The organism is Bacillus cereus group sp. MYBK14-1 (assembly GCF_051916885.1).
Classification (GTDB): Bacteria; Bacillota; Bacilli; order Bacillales; family Bacillaceae_G; genus Bacillus_A; species Bacillus_A cereus.
The window spans coordinates 522253-545229 of record NZ_JBQAHM010000003.1; the positions used below are offsets into that span (position 1 = coordinate 522253).

Sequence of the window (22977 nt, forward strand, 5' to 3'; positions counted from 1 at the left end):
GCTTACCTACCTTTATCTAATTCTTATTTAGCTCTTTTTGAATTTCTTGCTTCAATAAAAATAAAGCTGTTTGATAGTCTTGTGGATCGATTAGCTGTGATTGATTTAATTCACGCAATTCATCTTGCATTAATTGTAAATCTGCAATTCGATCTCCCGTATAAATAATCGTACCAAATTTCTTTAGCAATTGCTGAATATCATAAATAGATACCATTTCATCACCCTCTATGCTCACTTACTATAAAAAATTATAATAAGAAAACGTTCACATATTTTATTATAATCAAGAAGAAAAAGTCTCGTCAATTTTTATTTGTCTATACAAGCTTATTTATAAGCAGTGTTCCTTTTTCTGTAATAATTTTTTCTATGTTTTTATCAAATGGCTCTACTGGAATGTGTTTTACCATTTGAAAATCATACGCTAATGACAGCGTTTTCCCTTTATAATGCACGAGATAACGATCATAATAGCCACCGCCGTACCCAATTCGCTCTCCTCGTTCTGTATAAGCTACGCCTGGGACAATTTGAAGATCAATTTCATCCATATTCACTTCTTCCGTAAGCCCGGGAATCGGTTCACGTAAATTCATATACACCGTTTCTAATTGATCAAAATCATTAATTTGCCGGAAGGACATCGTTCTAGTTCCTTTATTACACTTAGGAACTACAACTTTCTTTCCTTCTTCCCAAGCTTTTTCGATAATAGGATATGTATTCACTTCATTTTCCATTGAAAGAGTAATTCCAATTGTTTTAGCTTCAACCCACTCTTTTTGCGCATACAACGAAAATGCAATCTGTTCTGATAAAGTTGTATACTGTTCTTCTGATAAAGAATTCATGTGTTCTATTATTTGTTTACGTAAACGTACTTTCTCTGCTTTCACACATTCTCCCCCCTTACAGTGACACTTTACTCTATGCTGATAGTGTATCACTTTTAACATAGGAATCGAATAAAAAAAGAAACAGTAGGAAAATATTCCTACTGCTTACTTTGTTTCACGGTGTAACGTAGACTTCTTGTCACGCTTGCAATACTTTTTAAGCTCGATACGCTCAGCGTTGTTACGTTTATTTTTCTTTGAGATATAGTTACGATCTCCGCATTCTGTACATGCTAGAGTAATATTCACACGCATTCTTATTTCCCTCCAGTACTAATAACTTAAATCAGACTATACTATAATACCACTTTTAAAATAAAAATTCTACACCTTTTGATATTGTCTAATTTTTTCTATAAGATTTTTCATATTTTCCCTTGCTATTACTGGGTTTCTAGCATGTGAATACACCAAAAATTTTGGTTGTTTTGTGTCAGAAACGATATAAGACCACTCTTTTTCAGTATATTTGAACTGTACTCCTTCAAATATACCTTCTCCCTTTCTTTCTATATCATCCAATAATTTCCTCATAATTTCCCCTTTTTCATTCCATGAACATACCACTTCATCATAAAGTAAATAGAGCGGAGGTGATTGCTCTACTATGCTGAGAAACGTTTTTCCTTGCAATGCTATTAGCTCGAATAATTTTCCAATCCGATATAAAATATCTCGCTTCCACCTTACTTGAAACGACTTTCTTTCATCCTGCGTATAAAATAGAAGATAACATTCTCCTAACTTCAAAGACATTGGGTAAATATTTCCTGTCGATTCGAGTAAGAAATCTGGAATATCGACCTCTTCCAAATCTGTACCTTGGTAAATATTACTATGTTTATCGTATAACTCGAAATGATTTCCTTGCTCAGAAAACATAAGAGCCATATTCGCTTTACTTGATTTCATCAAAGCTTTCACATGATCTTTTTGTTCGCTTGCATAAATCCATGTAACTGTACAACCAAGTCTTTGTAGAAAGAGCATAAGTAAATGTTGCAACGTATCATTTCTCTTATTAATAAGAAGATGAAACTTCTGCATCTGTATTTTCTCGATATCAATATGCCCCAATATAACTTCTATATACTCATTCATAGAAACATGAACCAGCTTATTTCGCCCCATCTCTTTCTCATGCACGTAATAAAACAATTCGGACATATATACTTGTTCTATCTCTTTTTGCTGCTTATACGTTAACGGCATGCCAGCTTGACCATACAACTTTATAACAATCTCATTCTCATTCTCCACTTGAATGAAAACCCCACCTGCACATTGCAAATGATGAACACTATATTGAAAAAGTGACTCGTTCATTTCTTTACATTCCATCGTATGAATCCCTATACCATGAATAGCATGTAAAAATAAATTTTTATAAGAGGTTGTTTCTATATTTTCTTGACTTCCAATTAATATACTTTCTCCTTTTTTAAAAAGAGAACCATACGCCATCGCAATCTTCACGATAAACTGGGGAGTAATTTCAACATTCCCTCTTCCTACAATGCGGCTTTTTTGTAACCACCCTGCACTCATTTCACTCTCTTGAATACCAGCCGCTCCTACTATCGAATGACTATCAATCGCCTTATAAGGCCATAGTTTTCCTTTTTGCTTAATTACCGTACTTCTTCCGATGTGACAGTGATCCGCTACAACACTTTTTTGAAACAGTGTAACATCATCTTCAACTATTGTACGCTCTCCTATTGTCGTTTCTAATAGTTCACAATACTTCCCAATGTGGGCATTTGCAAAAACAATACTTTTTTGAAGATGAGAATAATTTGAAACGATACTATTTTTCCCAATAATAGAATATGGCTCAATTACAGCTCCTGTACCAATCTTTGCTCCTTCTCCAATAAAAGAGGGGCCATGAATTTTCGTCCCTTTACCAATCGTCACCCCTTCTCCCATCCATACCATCGGTAATACTTCTGTATAAGGAATAGGTACTTGTAACTTTTTCGTTAACAAATCAAATTGTGCTTGTCGATATTGATTAAATGTGCCGATATCTAACCAATAACCTTCTGACAAATATGCGAATAACACATTTTTGTTTGCCAATAACGGAAACACATCATGACTGAAATCAAAAAATTGCCTAGGCGGTATGTAAGAAAAGACTTCTGGCTCCATAATATATATGCCTGTATTCACAACATTAGATACTACCTCATTCCAGCCCGGCTTTTCTATATATCGTGTAACCTCCTGGTCTTTATTCATTACAACCAATCCAAATGAGAGTGGATTTTCTACTTCTTTCACAAACATTGTTACCATTCTTTTCTTTTGTTCATGAAACCTAATTCCTTCTGATAATTGAAAGTCAGTTAATGCATCCCCGCTTATCACAACAAATGTTTCATCTAAAAATTGTTCTGCTTGTTTAATACTCCCTGCTGTGCCAAGCGGAGGAGAGTCTTCAAAATAATACAAGTTAACTCCCCATTTACTACCGTCACCAAAATATTGCTTAATGGTCGTACTCATATATTGAACAGTAATTGCAATTTCACGAATACCATGCTGGCGTAATAACTCAATATTATATTCTAAAACTGGTTTTTCTAATAATGGTAACATCGGCTTTGGAGTATTACATGTTAATGGTCTAAGGCGCCTTCCTTTTCCTCCAGCTAAAATAACCCCCTTCATATACTTCAGCCTCCACTTATATAATGTTCAGTAACTCCATATACCATATGTATATTCCCTATCCCACATGAACTAGCAGCATAAACTTGATTAGTTAAACACATCCTCATTTAGAAGACTATATAATTAAATTTCTAACCTATAAAAACGTACATTTCAAACAACAAGAAAGCGCTTACTATAAATTGGTAAATAATACTTATTAACGACAAACATATATACTAATTTTTCCATTACATTATGATACATCTTATCATCATAAACTAAAGGAAACAACGAGCTTTTTTTGTCATGTTTTGACTAAAAAAAGCAGGTGATTTCTCATCACCTACTTTCATTCCTACTCATTCAATAAATAATGCTTTCCTTTTACTAAATAAAAGACATTTTCAGCAATATTTGTAATATGATCTGCTACACGCTCAATATATCTCGCGACAAATGATAATTGTGTAATTTGCGTAATTGCTTCTGGTTGTTCCGGAACTGAAGATATAAACTCACGAATTGCTTTTCCATATATTTCATCAACTGAATCATCCATTTCAGCAATTTGTTTCGCAAAAGTTAAATTTTCTTGTTCATATGCTTCTAACGCTAAATGCAACATCTCATTTGCAACCGCAAACATTTCATCTAGGTTGTGCAAACTAACAGCCACTTCTTTTTCCCCAAGACGAATTGTAGCCTTTGCAATATTAACAGCATGATCTGCAATGCGCTCTAAATCTGTCGCTGTTTTAATTGAAATAAAAATCCTTCTTAAGTCACTTGCTACAGGTTGCTGCTTCGTAATGAGCATAAGCGCAAGATCGTTTATTTCCTCTTCTAAATTATCCATGCGGTAATCACCATCAATGACCTCTAACGCTTTCTCTACATCTCTTGTATGCAGACCTTCCATAGCAATCAATAAAGCCGCATTTGCTAATTCTCCAAGCTCAATCACCTTTTGCTGTAACGCTTTTAAATCACCTTGAAACTGTTCTCTTACCATTTTTCTTCCCCCTCAATATTATGTGCCATTATATAAAAGTGAAACTTTAATCAACCCTCATCAATCGGGATTTGATAGGCAGCAAGATCCCCTCCCTAACTTCTTTGCTTTCGCTAAATTTTAAGGTGGGGGGCTTACTGCCCGCAAATAGCGGGGTAAATCTCCTACATAGCCTCTTACGCTTGTAATAAAACTTAAGATAAGGAGAAGTATTACTTCTTTATTAACAGTAAGATAAAATAAGAAATGCCCTCTGTTAAGAGGGCATTTGCTCTTAGCTTTGAAACGATATCAACCAAAGCGACCTGTAATATAATCTTCTGTACGCTTATCTGAAGGAGTCGTAAATAATTTGTTTGTATCTGTATACTCCACAACTTCCCCGCTTAAGAAGAAAGCTGTTTTGTCTGAAATACGCGCTGCTTGTTGCATATTATGCGTTACGATAACAATACTAAAATCTTTCTTTAGCTCTTGAATTAATTCTTCTACTTTTAATGTTGAAATTGGGTCTAATGCCGATGTTGGCTCATCCATTAAAATAACGTCTGGCTCAATAGCTAAGCAGCGTGCGATGCATAGACGCTGTTGCTGTCCACCAGATAAACCGTATGCATTATCGTGCAAACGATCTTTTAACTCATCCCAAATCGCTGCTCCACGTAAACTTTTTTCAACAATTTCATCTAATGTCTTTTTGTCACGAATACCATGGATTTTTGGACCGTATGTTACATTCTCATAAATAGATTTTGGAAATGGATTTGGCTTTTGGAACACCATTCCTACATGCGTTCTTAATTCTTCAACTGGATATGATTTATCAAATATATTGCGTTCTCTATACTCAATTACACCTGTAGTTCGAACGATCGGTACTAACTCTACCATGCGATTTAATGTTTTTAAGTACGTTGATTTACCACAGCCACTTGGACCGATAATGGCTGTAACTTCATTCTCATGAATACTTAAATTAATATCTTTTAAAGCATGGTCTTCCCCGTACCATAAATTTAAGTTTTTCGTATCAAATACTACCTTCTTTGGCGCAGTCTCGATTTCCTCTTCGTTTTTCACCTGTACATTTACTACTGTTGCTACCATTTGAATTCCCCTTTCATCCACTTCCAACTTATTTTCGATTTCGTAACCATAAAACAAATATATTGATAAATAGCAACAAACCTAACAAAACAATCATCCCAGCTGCTGCTACATACTGAAATTCTTCTTGTGGCCTACTCATCCAATTAAAAATTTGAATTGGTAGAACTGTAAATCTATCAAACATACTAAATGGAACATAATTTGCAAACGCAAGTGCCCCAATAACTAATAGTGGTGCAGCCTCTCCAATTGCTCTTGATATCGCTAACGTACAGCCCGTTATAATCCCTGGGAAAGCATATGGCAATACAATTTGATACATCGTTTGCCACTTCGTAGCACCTAATCCGTAAGAACCCTCTAATAAAACACTTGGTACTGATCGAATTGCTTCTTGACTCGCCACAACAACTGTTGGTAAAACGAGTAGACTCATCGTCAATGCTGCTGCAACTATACTCTCTCCTAAATGAAGAGCATATACAAAAATAGTTAAACCAAGCAATCCAAATACAACGGATGGTACTCCTGCTAACGTTTGATTATTAATCTCTATTATTTTTTTTAATATAGATTCCTTCGCATATTGCTCTAAATAAAGTGCTGTTCCAACTCCAAATATAAAAGAAACAGGTATAACAATACTCATAAATAATATTGTCCCTGACAAAGCTGCAGCAATACCAGCTTCTTTCGGATTACGTGAAGCGAAATTTGTAAAGAAATCTATTGAAAGATAACTTATACCTTTTTCAACAATTTGAAACAGTAACAAAAACAAAATTACGATTGAAAATAAAATTGCTATATAAAATAACAATTTGTAAATTCGATCTTTTAAAAAGCGTGATGCCATATTTTTTTGTATTTTTTTATGATTCAACATTCGCATATTATGTCATCCTCCTAAAACGACGCATAATTGACTGCGAAATGATGTTCATAATAAAGGTAAACAAAAATAACGTTGCGCCTACAGCATACATGCTGTAATACGTAATCGTTCCATGCGGAGCATCACCTAAACTTACTTGCACAATATAGGCTGTTAACGTTTGAATAGAATGTGTCGGATCAAGCGATACATTTGGTGTGGATCCTGCTGCAATTACAACGATCATCGTTTCACCAATTGCACGAGAAGCTGCTAATATAATTGCTGCCATAATCCCTGTAAAAGCGGACGGAAACACCACTTGTTTTACCATTTCAAACCGCGTCGCTCCGAGTGCTAATGAAGCTTCTTTCGTCCCTTTCGCCACAGCTCTCATCGCGTCTTCAGATAGAGATGCAATTGTAGGCATCATCATAAATCCGATAACGATTCCTGGACTAATCGCATTAAAAAACTGTAAATCTGGTATAATCCTTTGTAAAAGCGGTGTAACAACTGTTAATGCAAAAAAACCATATACAATTGTCGGGATACCTGCTAATAGCTCTAACATCGGCTTTAATATTTTCCGTGCACTATTTGAAGCATATTCGCTTAAAAATACGGCACACGCTAAACCGATAGGAATTGCTACAAACATAGCAATTGCTGTTACAAGGAACGTTCCACATATAAGTGGTAATATACCGAATTTAGGATCTTCAAAAAATGGTAACCATTCTTTCTCCGTTAAAAAGGAATATAATGATATTTTTTGAAAAAACATGATTGTTTCATTAGAGAGCGTAAAAACAATTCCAAGTGTCGTCACAATAGAAACACTAGCAATTATTTTTAGTAATAAAGGCACTATTCGATTGATTCGCTGCGTTTTTTTTCTTTGTTTTGTATTTCTTTCAATCAAATGTTGTACAGAAAATGTAATTTGACTTTTGTCATTATGAGCCAAAGATGAAAACCCCTTTCCACCCTGACATTACCTTTTTATTTCTGTTAACATACGCAGCTGTTCATTGTATTTTTCTTTTCTTAATTTTACATATCCGACCTCTTCAGCGAGGTTACCGACATGCTGAATCATAAACTCAACATAGTTTGCTACATTCATTTTATTTCGGATAGATGCATTATTCACATAAGTAAGTAGCGGCCTAGATAACGGCTTATACTTACCTGATTGAATGGTCTCTTTCGTCGGAAATACACCATTTACTTTTATTGCTTTCACCTTATCTCGATTAGCCATATAATAAGCATATCCTACAAAAGCAATGGCATGTTTATCATTCATTACCCCTTGCATAATAACTTGATCATCTTCAGACAAAGAGACTTTTTTTACAATGCGATGATTTTGTAAGATGACATTTTGAAAATAATCATACGTACCAGAGTCTACGCCTGGTGCATAAAACTTCACTTGTTCACGTGGCCATGTTGAATGAATTTGTGACCATCGCTTCTCTCTTCCATCTTCACTCCAAAGTAGTCGTAACTCGTCTACTGACATATCGTCTACCCATGTATTATGGCGATTCACAACAATCGTAAGACCGTCGTTAGCAACCTCAAAAGGTGTGAACTGAATAGAGTTTTTCTTCATTTCATTTTTCTCGACTTGTTTCATTACTCTCGAAGCATTATTTATATCTACTTCTCCTTTACTGAAACGATTAAATCCTCCCCCAGTTCCAGAAATACTGATGGAAATTTTCACGTCTGGATGCACCTTTGTATATTCCTCCGCTACTGCTTCTATAATAGGAAAAACCGTTGAGGATCCATCAACTCTCACTTCTCCCGTATCATTTAAAGCAAATGCAGTAGACATTTCAAAACAGAGGAACCATATTGATAATACGAAAACTTTAATCGGTGTACGCATCCATTTCACGTGTTCTTCCTCCTAGAAGTAACCGGAAATAACAGGATTACAGATATAAGAATACTGCTAAACTATTAATTCGGTTTTAATTGTTTGTAAAAGTTTTGTAAAGTTCCACAAAAATCAACATACGGTACAATTTTAATTCAGTAGTAGCTATTCATTTCCTCTGATGATTTCCCTATAAAACAGTTATCCCCTATCCCATCATATACAAGTATCATTTATACGGCCGCGTTTTTTCAATGTTGTATACTTGTCCACATTTATTACACGATATGCATAAACCATAAAAAAAAGCACACTATCTTTTCAGATAGTGTGCTTTTTTACAACTTTTTTATTCATCATCTTGCTCTTTATTTTTATTGTCTTTATCATCTTTTGGAGCTTCACCATTTACTTCCTTGTTTTTCAAATCAAAGTAAGCGTCCATAATTTCACGACCAATATATCCATTAATACCAGTCTTATCATCATGTACCCATGGAACGACAACAGAGAATGCTACTTCTGGATCTTCAAGTGGCGCATAACCTACTAATGTTAAGTTATATGTTTCCACACGTTCACCTTTTGCATTTCTACCAATCTCTTTATCTCCACCATACACAGTTTGCGCCGTACCCGTCTTCCCTGCCGCTTTATATTTTGCACCTGTAAAGTATTTTGTAGCTGTACCACCTGAATCATTATACACTTGTCTAAATCCTTCTTGAACATGTTTAATTTGCGATTCCGGCATATCAATACGATTTAATACTTTCGGTTCCATAGATTGAACAACTTTCCCAACTTCATCTGGTTTCACTGCCGGTTGACGAATTTCTTTTACAACTTGTGGTTGCATGCGATATCCGCCATTGGCAATCGTCGAAATATATTGCGCTAATTGAAGCGGTGTATACGTATCATACTGTCCAATTGATAAATCTAGTAAGAAACCTGGTTGACTACTTCTACCCATCTGACCAGCAGATTCATTCGGTAAATCAATTCCTGTTTTTACACCAAGTCCAAACTGTCCAAAATAATAACGCATCGTATCAAATGCTTTTTGAGGTATATCTAACGTACCACCTCTCACATATTTAACACCGGCGATATTCATCGCTGTTTTAAACATATAAACGTTAGAAGACATTTTTAAAGCTGTAAGGTCATTAATGTATCCCATCGTTTTCCAAGACGACTTCGTAGGTGTACCTTTTAATTTAATTGGTTCATCCAATTGCACCGATCCTGGTTGAATCGCACCAGTTTGATATCCAGTAAGTACTGTTGCACCTTTTACAGTTGATCCCATCGGATAAGAACTTGTCATGGTACCTAATGCAAAGTCATTTACTTTCGTTTGACCATCTTCGTTAACTAATTGTTTCCCCGCCATAGATAAAACTTCACCATTTTTTGGGTTCATCATTACAACGAATGCGCGATCTAAAAGAGGTTCGCTTCCTTTAAATCTCATTAAATTCTTCGCAAGAATATCTTCCACACGCTTTTGTAATTCCATATCAATTGTTAAATTCAGATCATTACCACTTTGTCCTTTTGATACATTAATCGTTTCTAAAATATTACCGTTTTTATCTGTAACATTTCTAACTTCTGCTTTCGTACCGTGCAGACTATCTTCATACTGTTGTTCAAGATAACTTTTTCCTACTCGGTCATTTCGATTATAATCACGAACAAGATAGTAATCTAGTCTTTCTCTCGGTAAGCCTTCATCAGATGTCGACACCCCACCTAGTACACTTCGGAATAAATCATCGTACGTATATTTTCGCTCCCAATCAACATTCGTATCTACACCTGGTAATGCTGCTAGGTTTTCACTAATAATCGAATATTCCTTTTCTGTAGCATCCTTTTTAATAACTTGAGGTGTCATTGCATATCCGCCGTCCATCTTACTTTTAATCGCTAGTATTTCTAGATCTTTTGCGGATAATTGATTAATCTCTTCTTCTGTTACACGACTTCGCTGACGCTCGTCTAATTCTTTATCATCAATTTTTTTATCTTTAAACTCTTGACGATCTTTATTCGTAATTTTTTCTTTAGCTTCCTCTTTATGCATAGCAAGCCAATAATCTTTTTTATCGCGATCTGTTAATTTATCTGTCGGTACTTCAATCAAATCTGCTAGCTTTTTCGCTGTTTCTAAGCGATCTTCTGCAGTTGATCCTTTCATTTTTGTAAATGTAATAGTACGAACGGCTGCATTATCTACTACAGGTCGCCCATAACGGTCAAATATTTTCCCACGCGGTACAGGATTACTTATCGTTGAGTTTTCTTTCTTCTCCACTTCATTCTTATATTCTTCACCGCGAACAATTTGTACATATCCGAGCCTTACAATAACCGCGGAGAACATTAAAAACACGCAGAAAAACAGCACGTTTAACCGAAAAGGAACGTGGGTCTTTTTCTTATTTTGCTTCTGCTTCTTGCTCATACAAACCCCCTCTACCAACAGCTATGTAATGTGAAAGGGACACCTTCATACAGGTGTCCTCACTGCTGTCTTACATCTTTTTCTATTCTAGCATAAAACAAACGAGAAGTTAACCTTCTGGTTCAGTTTGATTTTGCGCGTTCCCTTGCGTTACAACACTTGCTTTACTCGCATTTCCCTCATCATATTTGACATTTTTAACTGCAAAATAAATAAGAAAATGTCCAGCACCTAAAATACATAATAAGTAAGGTAAACTTTTTTCAGGTGGAAAGAATAGTACAGCACATAAAAAACTTAAAATGGAACAGATTCTTCCGGCGTTTAACCACAACTCCCGAACAACGACATATTCCACACGCCATTCTCTCGCATTTTTCGCTCTACCAATTACGTCATATGTCATTGATCCGTACGGAACAAGTAATATAGGATATGCAATTGCAATACATGCCGCATAAATAAGTAATTTCGTGTATGTAACATTGAAAATAACTAAAAAGACGACAGCATATAAAATAATGCCTCCAAGTAAAATTGCTTTTTTTCGCCACTCCTTCTTTAACATACGAGCAACTAAGTAGTAACATACAAAGGATACAGCAGAGTTCACTAAACTGTATTTCCCTAATGCAAACTCACTATTAGTTGCTAAATAAACATATACTGAAATGACAAAAATAAACGTTCCTTCTCTCAATCCTTGGAAAAAATGAGCTCGTGTAATCTTTCCCCAATTTTTATCAATCCGTCGTTCTTTCAATACTTGCACGATTTCATAACGCCCTTCACATTCTCTTTTAGATAAAAAGAAGCTTAAGACGACAGCAATTGCAAATAGAACTAATGAAAGAAAGAATATAACAGTATAGCCACTCCATTTCTCCATACGTGAAATTGTGTATCCTGCTGCTATTGGTCCAATCATTCCAGAGAAGGATGTAAGAAGTCCAAGAAACCCATTAAAGAAATCTCTTGTTTCTGGTTCTGTAATTTCAAATGTCAATAAGTTAAAAGCCAACCAGTAAAAACCGTATCCTACTCCTAAAAGAGCCCCCATTAATAAAATATACTGAGAAGCACTTTTCCCTGCTACTAAGACAACAATAAAAAAAATTGCGAGCGTCCCTACTCCTATTCGTAATAAAATCGAGCGATCGATACGTTTCGCTAATTTTCCCCCTACAAGAAATGTGAGAGGCTGTAATACCACGCTGGCTAAATTATACAAGCCAAGATTCACATAATTTTGTGTTTGTTTCCATAAATAAATATTTACAAACGTATTCGATAAAGAAATTGCGAGCGTGTATAAACCTCCTATAAGGAGCAATAACACTAAATCCCGATTCACTTCAACGTCACCAATTATATGTTTCCATTTCATACACAACTCTCCTTTACTTCATGTTCTAGTCTTCCAAAGACAAGCCCAATTATGTAAAAGGAAAGCATAGAAAAAAGCTAGGAGCTCTCCCCTAGCTTTTTCTATATTTATTACGATTATTTTGCTTCTTGGTAACGTTTTTCAGCAGCGTTCCAATCTACAACGTTCCAGAATGCGCCGATGTAGTCTGGACGACGGTTTTGGTAGTTTAAGTAGTAAGCATGCTCCCAAACATCTAAACCGATAACTGGAGTTTTACCTTCAGTTAAAGGAGAATCTTGGTTTGGAGTGCTTGTTACTTCTAACTCACCATTGTTTACTACTAACCAAGCCCAACCAGAACCGAAGCGAGTTGCGCCAGCTTTTGCGAATTCTTCTTTGAATGCATCGAAGCTACCGAATTTTGCTTCAATTGCAGTTGCAAGTTCACCTACAGGTTGTCCTCCGCCGTTTGGAGATAGGATTGTCCAGAAGAATGTATGGTTAGCATGTCCGCCACCATTGTTACGTACTGCTGTACGGATTGCTTCTGGTACTTCGTTTAAGTTTGCAACTAATTCTTCTACGCTTTTGTCAGCTAATTCTGCATGACCTTCTAAAGCAGCGTTTAAGTTTGTAATGTACGTGTTGTGATGTTTTGTATGATGGATGTTCATTGTTTCTTTGTCAAAGTGAGGCTCTAAAGCATCATACGCATAAGGTAAATTTGGTAATTCGTGTTTTGCCATTGTTATATTCCTCCCAGTTTATGTATTGCCACTTAAGTGACATACAACTTCATTCTACCCTAATTGCCATAGGGTGCAAACAAATAAATCACATTGTCTTGCTATCATTAAAGTAGCAAAATTCCCACTTCTTTTCAATTAAAATGCTCATATATTCCGTAAAAAAAGCTTCCTTCTACAAGGAAGCTTCCTGCTAACATAATAAACATGCGAAATGGATATGGACCCTGTAGGACTCGAACCTACGACCGGACGGTTATGAGCCGTCTGCTCTAACCAGCTGAGCTAAGGGTCCACAATTATGTATGTAACAACATATCAAATAGAGGAATTCCTATCGGATATGCTCTTTAAGAAATGTAAGATAAATTTACCATATAGAAAAGAAAAGTGTCAATTGTATTTTTCTTATTTAAAAGAAGAAAGTTAATAAAAGAAATTTAGTTATCTCCACTATATGTAAATATAATATATCTTGAGATTCTCTAGATTCCTACGTTACAATGATTTTATACATACATAAAGGAAGTGAATCTATGTCCATATTTACCCAATTCGTAAAAAGCATATACTCGCCTAAAGATATGGCGCTATTCCGTTTTCAAAAAATCGGTAAAACCATTTTGTATATTATGCTACTTTGCTTAATTACTACTATTCCAAGAACTTTTTTGTACGGTAGTTTTATCCAGGATGGTGTTGGCATGGTAAATCAAGTCATCGATAAAGATTTACCTGATTTTAAAATCGAAAATGGCGAACTAAAAGCCGATATTGATCAACCTATTGAAAAAGAAGAAGGAAATACACTTTTCGTATTTGATCCAAATTCAACAGACCTAGAAAAATATCAAAATAAAACAGGTTTATTTGTTTTAAAAGATAAAGTAGTCTCTATGGGAAATGGTCAAACACAAACGTATTCTTATAACGATTTGTTAGGTGCATCTCTTGAGAAAAAAGATCTACAAGAATTTATTTCTTTATTCGATAATATTTATCCAATTTTATTATTTGTTATTGGATTCTTAGTGTACCTATTCCAATTATTCATAACTTTTGTAGGCGTGACTTTACTTGCGTTCATCGGTTCTGCTATGAGCGGTCAACGTAAACTATCCTATAAACAAGTTTGGACACTAACTGCATACAGCTACACGATCCCAACCATTTTCTTCATGATTATGGATTTATTCAAAATCGTCGTACCTGGAGCAACGTTCATTTATATCGCTGTTGTTTTAATCGTTCTATACTTAACGATTAAAGAGGTACCCAAACCGAAAGAAAAATAAAAAATGCCTAAATAGGCATTTTTTTTTTGGACAAGCATATATTCCTAGCAAAGGAGTGAAGAATATGAAGAGATTAGGTATATTCCTATTCGTGCTTGTTCTCGGTTATATATTTTATTACGATATAAAAATCGGTACTTTACCGATGTTAAGTTCATATAAAAAAACAACTGCTGCTCAAACAATTAAAAAAGAAAACACAGACAGTCAACAAAATAAAGCGAACAAAACAGAAAAAGAAACGGATGTATCTTATAAAACAATTGAAGTAAAAACTGGTGAGACAGTTCTTTCTATTACAGAACAAATTAACAAGAAAAAAATTCCTTCCATAGAAAAAGTCATTGACGACTTTAAACAATTAAACAAAAGTACATCTGCTACAAAAATACAAATTGGAAAGTCTTATAAATTCCCGTTATATCAATAAGCTATCACTTAATCCTTGTCAATTACATAAAGGCGCTGATACAATAGTAAAAGTGAAACCGAGTACTTCGGTTTCTATAGCCCTATATCACGTATACTATCATTGATATGAGGGACTAAATAAGAAACTTCTTTTATAAGGAGAGCGATCTATTCGTGAATGAAATGACTCATCGTACAAAAACACGTCCAGTTAAAGTCGGTAATTTAACAATCGGCGGTAATAATGAATTAATTATACAAAGTATGACAACAACAAAAACACATGATGTTGAAGCAACAGTTGCTGAAATCAAGCGTTTAGAAGAAGCCGGCTGTCAAGTCGTCCGCGTTGCCGTTCCAGATGAACGCGCAGCAGATGCTATTGCTGATATAAAAAAACAAATCAACATTCCACTTGTTGCTGATATTCATTTTGATTATCGCCTTGCTTTAAAAGCAATTGAAGGTGGCATCGATAAAGTACGTATCAATCCAGGTAATATTGGTCGTCGCCATAAAGTAGAAGCTGTTGTAAATGCAGCAAAAGAGCGCGGTATTCCAATCCGTATCGGTGTAAACGCTGGTTCATTAGAGCGACACATTTTAGAAAAGTACGGGTACCCAACTGCAGATGGTATGGTTGAGAGCGCGCTACATCATATTAAAATTTTAGAGGACTTAGATTTCCACGATATTATCGTATCTATGAAAGCCTCTGATGTTAACTTAGCAATCGAAGCATACGAGAAAGCTGCTCGTGCTTTTGATTATCCATTACATTTAGGTATTACAGAATCTGGAACATTGTTTGCCGGAACTGTAAAAAGTGCTGCTGGTCTTGGAGCAATCTTAAATAAAGGCATCGGAAATACACTACGTATTTCATTAAGTGCTGATCCAGTTGAAGAAGTAAAAGTTGCTCGCGAATTATTAAAATCATTCGGTCTTGCGTCTAATGCAGCAACACTTATCTCTTGTCCAACTTGTGGTCGTATTGAAATCGATTTAATTAGCATTGCTAACGAAGTGGAAGAATACATCTCTACACTTCAAGTACCAATTAAAGTTGCAGTACTTGGTTGCGCTGTAAATGGCCCTGGTGAAGCTCGTGAAGCTGATATCGGTATTGCCGGTGCACGTGGAGAGGGATTATTATTCCGTAAAGGGCAAGTCGTTCGTAAAGTACCAGAAGAAACAATGGTAGAAGAACTGAAAAAAGAAATCGACGTAATTGCTGCTGAAATGGCTGCTGAACGAGAAAAAGAAAAAGAGACACAAGAACAATAAAAAGAAGGTTGCCACAATATTTGTGAGCAACCTTCTTTTCTACGTAAAAAAGCTCGTCAGTTACATAACCGACGAGCTTTTACTTTGCACATTTTGGACAACGACCATATATTTCAAACTTATGACCCGTTACTTCATAACCAGTAAAATCTTTATTCATAAAATCCATTGGGCAGGAAGTAATCTCTTTCGTCCCCCCACAATCCAAACAAATAAAATGATGATGATGTTCCATAATAGAACAAGTAAAACGAAAATGTTTTTCGCCATTTAATTCCGTTTGTTCTAAAACACCAATCTCAGCAAAAACTGTTAAGTTACGATAAATCGTATCAAAACTAAGCCCTGGATAATCGTCTTTCATATGTTCTAAAACGTCTTTCGCAGTTAAATAACGATTATGTGCTGCAAATAATCTGAGCATCTCTTCTCTTTTTCCAGTATGTTTGTATCCTTTTTCTTTCATTAGGCGTAAAGCTTCTGTTAGATTCATACCTATCCCTACTTTATGCAGTTTTTTTCTTCTTCCATAAAATCGCACCGATTAAAATAAGAACTGCTATCATAACAATTGTACCACCTGGCGCTAGATCAAGTTGATACGAAGCAAACATTCCACCAATTACTGCAATTTCACCAAATAAAATGGAAAAGAAAATTGTTTGTTTAAATCCTTTAGCAATACGAATACTTGCTGCAACTGGTAATGTCATTAATGATGATACGAGAAGAACCCCCACTACACGCATTGATACTGCAATGACAAGAGCAACTAATATAATGAAAATAAAGTGAATCCATTTCGCTCTTAAACCAGTTGATACTGCGTATTCCTCATCAAATGATAATAGAAACAGCTCTTTATATAATAAAATAATTGTCGCAACAACAACAATTGCTACAATCCCAATAATAATTAAATCTGTACTTGTTACAGCACTGACACTACCAAATAAATAACTAAATAAGTCTGTGTTAAATCCATTTGCAAGTGAAATGAAAATAACTCCAACCCCCATCCCTGCCGAAAGGATAATTGGAATTGCTAATTCTTGATAGTGCTTATATACAGTTCGTAACTTTTCGATTAGTAGCGCTCCACCAATCGAGAAAATCATCCCCATATATAAGGGGTTTAAAAATCCACCTGTAAAAATGGTTTTTTCAAGTAATAAACTTGCTGCAATACCCGATAACGTCACGTGACTTAATGCATCCGCAATAAGAGATAAACGACGAATAACAACAAACACACCAATTAGCGGTGCAACAAGTCCAATTAAAATACCTGCGTATAAAGAATTACGTAAAAAGTCATATTGTAAAAAATCTTGTATCATTATATCCTCCCGTGATGCTCATGTTCGTGTTCTAAACGATGAACATGATGTCCATATAAGACGGACATTTCTGCATCTTCTAACTCTCGGAACTTCTCTACATTTCCATGGAAATGTAGATGTTGGTTTAGGCATGCAACATGTGTTACTTTTTCAGTAACAGCTCCCATATCATGAGTAACAAGAATTAATGTGATCCCGAGCCTTTTGTTTAAATCCTCTAATATTTCGTAAAAACTTTCCACATTTTTCACATCGATTCCAACAGTAGGCTCGTCCAAAATAAGCAATTCAGGATCACTAACGAGCGCACGAGCAATAAATACACGCTGTTGCTGTCCACCAGAAAGCTCTCCAATGTTACGACCTTGAAACTCACTCATCCCTACATCAGCAATTGCTTTTTCTACCTTTTTTTTATCCTCTTTTGTAAAAAAGCGAAAAAGCCCTTTTTTCGAAACAAGTCCCATTGAGACAACTTCAGAAACAGTTGCTGGAAAACCAGAATTGAAACTATTTGCCTTTTGGGATACATAACCAACTTTGTTCCATTCCTTAAACTTCTTACTATCAACGCCAAACACGCGTATGCTTCCTTCTTTTGGCTTTAAAACGCCTAATAAACACTTAAGTAAAGTTGATTTACCTGAACCATTCGGTCCCACTAAACCTAAAAAAGCTCCCTTCGGAACTTGCAAATTAATATTTTCTAACACATTCCGATCTTCATATCGGAATGTTAAACCTTCAATTTCTAATATATTATTCATAGCATCTCACCTATTTTAATTCAGAATGATTCCGATTTATATCTATTTGAATTATAGTACAGCTTATTATAGTTGTAAACCAATCTGCCTAAAATATATCTATTTTTTCAAGAAACCTTACTAATATAACAAAAAGCAGAGAAAAATTATCTGCTTTCAAAAAATATTCCTATAAACTTTTAGTGAATAGCCGATTTAAACTTACCACCATTTGTCTCTTGCGTGCTCATAATCGTAACAAACGCATTTTCATCAATTTCATGCACAATTGACTTTAATTTCGTCACTTCTAGACGCGTTACAACTGCATAAATAACTTCTTTTTCTTTATCCGTGTAACCACCTTTTGCTACAAGCTTTGTCGTTCCACGGCCAAGACGATGCAAAATCGCGTTTGATACTTCCTCATATTGATCAGATACAATTAAAACCGCCTTCGTTTCATCTAGCCCTTGAATTACTGTATCGATTGTTTTAAATGCGATATAGTACGTCATAACAGAATACATCGCTTGTTCCACACCAAACACAAATGCTGCCCATGCAAAAATAAATAAGTTCACAAACATTACGAATTCACCAACAGAGAATGGTAATTTCTTCGTTAATAAAATCCCCATAATTTCAGTTCCATCTAGCGATCCACCATGACGAATTACAAGTCCTACACCAAGACCTAAAATAAGACCACCAAACACTGTCGCTAAAATAGGTTCTGTTGTAAATGGTGGTACCGCATGTAACGTTGACTCAATGAAAGCTAACGCTACAATACCAAATGTCGAAGATAACATAAATGTTTTTCCAATTTGCTTATAACCGGAATACATAAATGGGATATTGAGAACAACGACTAAAGTAGAAAAACTTAACCACCAAATGTTAGGAGTAAGATAATCTAATATAAGAGAAATACCAATAATTCCACCATCAATAATTTTATTTGGCATTAAAAATAGTTCAATTGCTACCGCCGCGCATGCTGCTCCAAAAATAATCATAACTAAACGATAAATGAGATGAATAACACTTTCTTTTCGATGTTGCTTTTGCTCCATAAGTCCTCCCTTTACTCTTTTTCTGTAGTTTTGTCCTTATATTATAACATACGCTTCTTTTCCTCATGAAAAAAGAAACTCCATACGAATATGTACAAGCTACATGCTCATATATTTCGATAGAAGAACGCGTGAAGGAGGATAATAAGATGAACCTCATTAAACAAATTGTTAATAAAAAATTAAATCATATTTCTACAAAAGAGTTATTAAAATATAGCAAAGAATACGAAGTTCCTATTACAGCCGCACAAGCTGACCAAATCGTTTTACTTATGAAGGGTAAAAATATTAATATTTACGATAACAACGAGCGACTAGAGCTCTTAAAACAGATCGCAAAAGTAACTTCCCCTGCCACTGCCCAACAAGTAAATACATTATTTCAGCAACTACTAAAATAAGGAGGGGATTTCCCCTCCTTATTGCGCTTTAATTTTTTCAAGAAGCCCTTCATCAAAAGTGCCGTTTTTCAGCATTTCGATTTCCAATTTATATGGTGGCTTCTTATCTTTTTTATCTTCCCCTACATACGGTGTTTCAAGAATTTTTGGTACATGCATTAACTGTGGATGATGTACAATGTGATGCAATGCTTTATACCCAATGTGACCAAATCCAATGTTTTCATGACGGTCTTTTCCTGCTCCGCGTACATTTTTACTATCATTAATATGAAGTACTTGTAAACGATCTATACCAACAATCTTATCAAATTCGTTTAATACGCCGTCAAAGTCATTTACAATATCATATCCTGCATCGTGCGTATGACACGTATCAAAGCATACAGATAGCTTTTCATTATATTTTACACCATCAATAATCTTCGCAATTTCTTCAAAGCTACGACCGCATTCTGTTCCTTTTCCTGCCATCGTCTCTAACGCAATGTTAACCGTCTGTTCTGGCGTTAATACTTCATTAAGCCCTTTAATAATTTGTTGAATACCAGCATCTGCTCCAGCACCAACGTGCGCTCCTGGGTGAAGAACAATTTGTTTCGCTACACCTAATGCCGATGTTCTTTCAATTTCCATGCGAAGAAAGTCTACGCCTAATTGGAATGTTTCTGGCTTCGTCGTATTCCCAACATTAATAATATACGGCGCATGGACGATAATTTCCTCAATTCCGTTCAGCTCCATATGTTTTCTTCCTGCTTCTATGTTCAATTCTTCAATTGGTTTTCTTCGTGTATTTTGCGGTGCACCTGTATAAATCATAAACGTTGTTGCACCGTATGAAACAGCCTCTTCACTTGCTGCTAATAACATTTTCTTACCACTCATAGAAACATGAGATCCAATCTTTAACATACAATCACCTCTTCAATATACAATAGATATAATGATAGCATAATTTGTAGAAATATGTAGTGAATTGTTTGTTCACAAAAGACGCACTACACAAATTCATATGACTATTTAGACAGACTATACTCTTCATTTAAATTAGCGGGATTAAAAAAAGATAAGGGAAACCCCTTATCTTTTTTTATTGCTATATTTTCTCTTCACTTTGTCACGTTCTGTTGCAAGTTTACGTTTATAGTTTGGTTTTACTTTTTTCGGTTTTTTAATAACTTTCGTTGCCATAACATCAAGTTCGTCATTTGGTTTTTTACGGCTCTTACGACGACGACGCTCACCTAAATCTGCCCACTCATCTCCACGTAAATCTACATGTTTAAACTCGATATGACGTTGTTTTTCTAAGCTATCTAACGCTTCTTCGTTTGCTGGATCATAAATCGTCACTGCAATACCAGAATGCCCCGCACGTGCTGTTCTTCCAACGCGGTGAACGAAGAAATCTAAATCTGATGGTAGCTCATAGTTAATAACATGGCTAATCCCTTCAATATCAATACCACGTGCTGCTAAATCAGTCGCAACAATATATTGGAATTCAAGGTCACGAATTTGTTTCATCATTTTTTTACGATCACGTGGTGATAAATCCCCGTGAATTCGTCCAACTTTTAAGCCACGTTCCATTAATCCATCAGCAACTTGGTCTGCCATCTTTTTCGTATTCGTGAAAACAACTGCTAAATACGGTTTAAATTGAAGTAGCATTTTATGCACTAAATCAATTTTATTACGATGTTTAGAAGGCACTAAATAGTGTTCAATGTTTCCAGCTGCAACTTGTTTTGGATTGATATGAATATGCTCTGGATTCTCCATATATTTCTTCAGAAACGGTTTTAGTTTTTGAGGAATTGTTGCAGAGAAAACTAACATTTGCAAGTTTTTAGGCATGCGTGCTGCAATTTTGTCTACATCATGAATGAATCCCATATCAAGCATTAAGTCTGCTTCATCGACAATAATCGTATTTGCTTTATGAACAAATAATGCTTGTTCTTCAACTAAGTCTTTAATACGTCCTGGTGTCCCAACTACGATATGAGGTTGTTTTTTCAATTTCTCAATTGAACGTTGTTTATCAGTTCCACCAATTAAACAACGTGCTGTAATCATTTGGTCTTCCGCACAAAACTTTGTTAATTTCACGATTTCTTCGTAAATTTGTTGTGCTAACTCACGAGTAGGCGCTGTAATAACAAGTTGTACTTCTTCACGACTTGCATTAATTCTGTTTAATGTAGGAAGTAAGTATGCATGTGTTTTCCCAGAACCTGTTTGGGATTGTCCAATTACACTTACACCTTTTTTCACGACTGGGAAAATTTTCTGCTGAATTCCTGTCGGCTCTGTAAAGCGTAGTTCACGAACTGCATCTATTAAAAATGGTTTAAAATCATACTGTGTAAAAGTTTGTTGTGTCATAAGTTACACCTTCTTTCTAAAATTTCTACTGCGCGCACAAATCAGTCAAGTCTACATTATATCGAAATCTACAAGTAAAATCCATCTTTAGTTTAGGTTTTCACTTCAAAAACTAACCTTCTTCCCTTTTATTGCATATTGTATGTGTATATACCTAACTGAAGAAAGGAGGATTTCTCACATGTTTCCGAAATCCCCTACAAGGCAAATGTATCCGAATCCAGGGCAGCAACCTTATACACCATATCCAATTCCACAACTACCACCAATGGCACAAAAAAAGAAAGGTTTTCTTGCTAAGCTTTTTAAAAAACACGATCCAACCGAGCCTTTTATGCAAATGGTTCCACCTTACCGACAAATGGAAGGGCAACCGATGATGCATCAGCAACCACCACCGCCCCAATATCAACAGCAATATCCGCAGCAATACCAACAACAATATCCGCAGCAACATCCACAATATCAACCATACATGCAGCAATATCCTGAGCAAATGATACCGCCTCAAATGTATGAATCAACTGAAACGCGCGGGGGCACAACTACAGCTGCGGCAACAGCAAGCAGTGGCATCGGCAGTTTTTTTTCGAACTTAATTTCAAATCCAACTAATATGATAAATAACATCGAAAAAGTATCCCAAGTCGTTCAATCTGTAGGTCCTGTCGTCGAACAGTACGGTCCTATTATGCGTAGTCTACCAAGCATTGTTAAAATCCTCACCTCTGGAAAAAGCACGGAAGAAAATCAAACGGAAAATGTAACAGAGCCAGTTGAAGTAGAAAGTCCGCCTCCTGCACCTCAAAAAAAGAAACGAAAACGAAAGAAAATAGTGATTGAACCTGTAATAGAAAAAGAGTTACCGAAAGAACCAGTTCAACAAACAGCAACAAAACCAAAACTATATGTGTAACAATCCTTTGTTTTCTATCCACTCCTCCTTTATAATGTAAAAGACTATGCACAAA

Annotated in this window: 23 protein-coding genes and 1 tRNA gene; 5 read left to right on the top strand and 19 right to left on the bottom strand. The window is 35.5% G+C overall.

Annotated features, from left to right (window positions below):
• Positions 1–16 precede the first annotated feature (16 nt).
• The 13 genes from ACTFR3_RS12390 to ACTFR3_RS12450 form a co-directional block, all read right to left on the bottom strand.
• Positions 17–217 carry a YqgQ family protein gene (locus tag ACTFR3_RS12390; protein WP_000253699.1) on the bottom strand — a complete coding sequence of 67 codons (201 nt, stop codon included), beginning with the start codon at positions 215–217 and terminating at the stop codon, positions 17–19.
• A 103-nt stretch (positions 218–320) separates the two neighbouring features.
• Positions 321–899, bottom strand: coding sequence for a 5-formyltetrahydrofolate cyclo-ligase (locus ACTFR3_RS12395; RefSeq protein ID WP_000642749.1), 579 nt, complete (start codon positions 897–899; stop codon positions 321–323).
• A 105-nt stretch (positions 900–1004) separates the two neighbouring features.
• On the bottom strand, positions 1005–1154 hold the full coding sequence (rpmG, locus tag ACTFR3_RS12400) for a 50S ribosomal protein L33 (RefSeq protein ID WP_001265616.1): 150 nt from the start codon (positions 1152–1154) through the stop codon (positions 1005–1007).
• 69 nt (positions 1155–1223) lie between these two features.
• Positions 1224–3578, bottom strand: coding sequence for a sugar phosphate nucleotidyltransferase (locus ACTFR3_RS12405; RefSeq protein WP_000679342.1), 2355 nt, complete (start codon positions 3576–3578; stop codon positions 1224–1226).
• Between the two features lie 340 nt (positions 3579–3918).
• Positions 3919–4575, bottom strand: coding sequence for a phosphate signaling complex protein PhoU (gene phoU / locus ACTFR3_RS12410; protein ID WP_000251240.1), 657 nt, complete (start codon positions 4573–4575; stop codon positions 3919–3921).
• Positions 4576–4866: 291 nt separating this feature from the next.
• Positions 4867–5682 (bottom strand): phosphate ABC transporter ATP-binding protein, encoded by an 816-nt coding sequence (gene pstB / locus ACTFR3_RS12415; RefSeq protein WP_440044452.1) that lies wholly within the window; start codon positions 5680–5682, stop codon positions 4867–4869.
• 28 nt (positions 5683–5710) lie between these two features.
• Positions 5711–6577: a phosphate ABC transporter permease PstA gene (gene pstA, locus ACTFR3_RS12420; RefSeq protein WP_048656858.1), complete on the bottom strand. Its 867-nt coding sequence runs from the start codon at positions 6575–6577 to the stop codon at positions 5711–5713.
• A gap of 1 nt (position 6578) precedes the next feature.
• Positions 6579–7529 (bottom strand): phosphate ABC transporter permease subunit PstC, encoded by a 951-nt coding sequence (gene pstC / locus ACTFR3_RS12425; protein WP_000940918.1) that lies wholly within the window; start codon positions 7527–7529, stop codon positions 6579–6581.
• A 27-nt stretch (positions 7530–7556) separates the two neighbouring features.
• Positions 7557–8474: a PstS family phosphate ABC transporter substrate-binding protein gene (locus tag ACTFR3_RS12430; protein WP_000871830.1), complete on the bottom strand. Its 918-nt coding sequence runs from the start codon at positions 8472–8474 to the stop codon at positions 7557–7559.
• A 331-nt stretch (positions 8475–8805) separates the two neighbouring features.
• A complete protein-coding gene (locus ACTFR3_RS12435) occupies positions 8806–10932 on the bottom strand; it encodes a peptidoglycan D,D-transpeptidase FtsI family protein (protein ID WP_000038992.1) in 2127 nt (708 codons plus the stop codon).
• A gap of 109 nt (positions 10933–11041) precedes the next feature.
• On the bottom strand, positions 11042–12319 hold the full coding sequence (locus ACTFR3_RS12440) for an MFS transporter (protein WP_000871384.1): 1278 nt from the start codon (positions 12317–12319) through the stop codon (positions 11042–11044).
• Between the two features lie 116 nt (positions 12320–12435).
• Positions 12436–13047: a superoxide dismutase [Mn] gene (gene sodA, locus ACTFR3_RS12445; RefSeq protein ID WP_001052031.1), complete on the bottom strand. Its 612-nt coding sequence runs from the start codon at positions 13045–13047 to the stop codon at positions 12436–12438.
• Between the two features lie 221 nt (positions 13048–13268).
• Positions 13269–13342: transfer RNA gene (locus ACTFR3_RS12450), tRNA-Ile, on the bottom strand.
• A gap of 241 nt (positions 13343–13583) precedes the next feature.
• On the opposite strand from ACTFR3_RS12450, the gene yqgB reads away from it, so the two are divergent.
• The 3 genes from yqgB (at position 13584) to ispG (ending at position 16040) form a co-directional block, all read left to right on the top strand.
• Positions 13584–14342 carry a protein YqgB gene (yqgB, locus tag ACTFR3_RS12455; RefSeq protein WP_000021898.1) on the top strand — a complete coding sequence of 253 codons (759 nt, stop codon included), beginning with the start codon at positions 13584–13586 and terminating at the stop codon, positions 14340–14342.
• Positions 14343–14406: 64 nt separating this feature from the next.
• A complete protein-coding gene (gene yqfZ / locus ACTFR3_RS12460; protein WP_000825414.1) occupies positions 14407–14772 on the top strand; it encodes a protein YqfZ in 366 nt (121 codons plus the stop codon).
• A 164-nt stretch (positions 14773–14936) separates the two neighbouring features.
• Positions 14937–16040 (top strand): flavodoxin-dependent (E)-4-hydroxy-3-methylbut-2-enyl-diphosphate synthase, encoded by a 1104-nt coding sequence (gene ispG, locus ACTFR3_RS12465; protein WP_153577907.1) that lies wholly within the window; start codon positions 14937–14939, stop codon positions 16038–16040.
• Positions 16041–16119: 79 nt separating this feature from the next.
• On the opposite strand, the gene ACTFR3_RS12470 is transcribed toward ispG, so the two are convergent.
• The 4 genes from ACTFR3_RS12470 to ACTFR3_RS12485 form a co-directional block, all read right to left on the bottom strand.
• A complete protein-coding gene (locus ACTFR3_RS12470) occupies positions 16120–16533 on the bottom strand; it encodes a Fur family transcriptional regulator (protein ID WP_001054516.1) in 414 nt (137 codons plus the stop codon).
• Positions 16534–16546: 13 nt separating this feature from the next.
• Positions 16547–17380: a metal ABC transporter permease gene (locus ACTFR3_RS12475; RefSeq protein WP_000613815.1), complete on the bottom strand. Its 834-nt coding sequence runs from the start codon at positions 17378–17380 to the stop codon at positions 16547–16549.
• A complete protein-coding gene (locus ACTFR3_RS12480; RefSeq protein WP_001059662.1) occupies positions 17380–18150 on the bottom strand; it encodes a metal ABC transporter ATP-binding protein in 771 nt (256 codons plus the stop codon). Before ACTFR3_RS12480 ends, ACTFR3_RS12475 begins: the two co-directional genes overlap by 1 nt.
• A gap of 179 nt (positions 18151–18329) precedes the next feature.
• The gene (locus ACTFR3_RS12485) at positions 18330–19208 is read right to left on the bottom strand and encodes a YitT family protein (protein WP_000435963.1); all 879 of its coding nucleotides are present in this window, start codon (positions 19206–19208) and stop codon (positions 18330–18332) included.
• Positions 19209–19357: 149 nt separating this feature from the next.
• On the opposite strand from ACTFR3_RS12485, the gene ACTFR3_RS12490 reads away from it, so the two are divergent.
• Complete coding sequence (locus ACTFR3_RS12490) at positions 19358–19612, top strand: DUF2624 domain-containing protein (protein ID WP_001048954.1); 255 nt, start codon at positions 19358–19360, stop codon at positions 19610–19612.
• 18 nt (positions 19613–19630) lie between these two features.
• Here the strand turns inward: ACTFR3_RS12490 and ACTFR3_RS12495 are convergent, their stop codons facing one another.
• Both ACTFR3_RS12495 and ACTFR3_RS12500 read right to left on the bottom strand, forming a co-directional pair.
• Positions 19631–20527, bottom strand: coding sequence for a deoxyribonuclease IV (locus tag ACTFR3_RS12495; RefSeq protein ID WP_000912460.1), 897 nt, complete (start codon positions 20525–20527; stop codon positions 19631–19633).
• 168 nt (positions 20528–20695) lie between these two features.
• A complete protein-coding gene (locus ACTFR3_RS12500; protein ID WP_000194017.1) occupies positions 20696–22006 on the bottom strand; it encodes a DEAD/DEAH box helicase in 1311 nt (436 codons plus the stop codon).
• A gap of 181 nt (positions 22007–22187) precedes the next feature.
• On the opposite strand from ACTFR3_RS12500, the gene ACTFR3_RS12505 reads away from it, so the two are divergent.
• Complete coding sequence (locus tag ACTFR3_RS12505) at positions 22188–22922, top strand: YqfQ family protein (RefSeq protein ID WP_000484167.1); 735 nt, start codon at positions 22188–22190, stop codon at positions 22920–22922.
• The last annotated feature ends 55 nt before the right edge of the window (positions 22923–22977 follow it).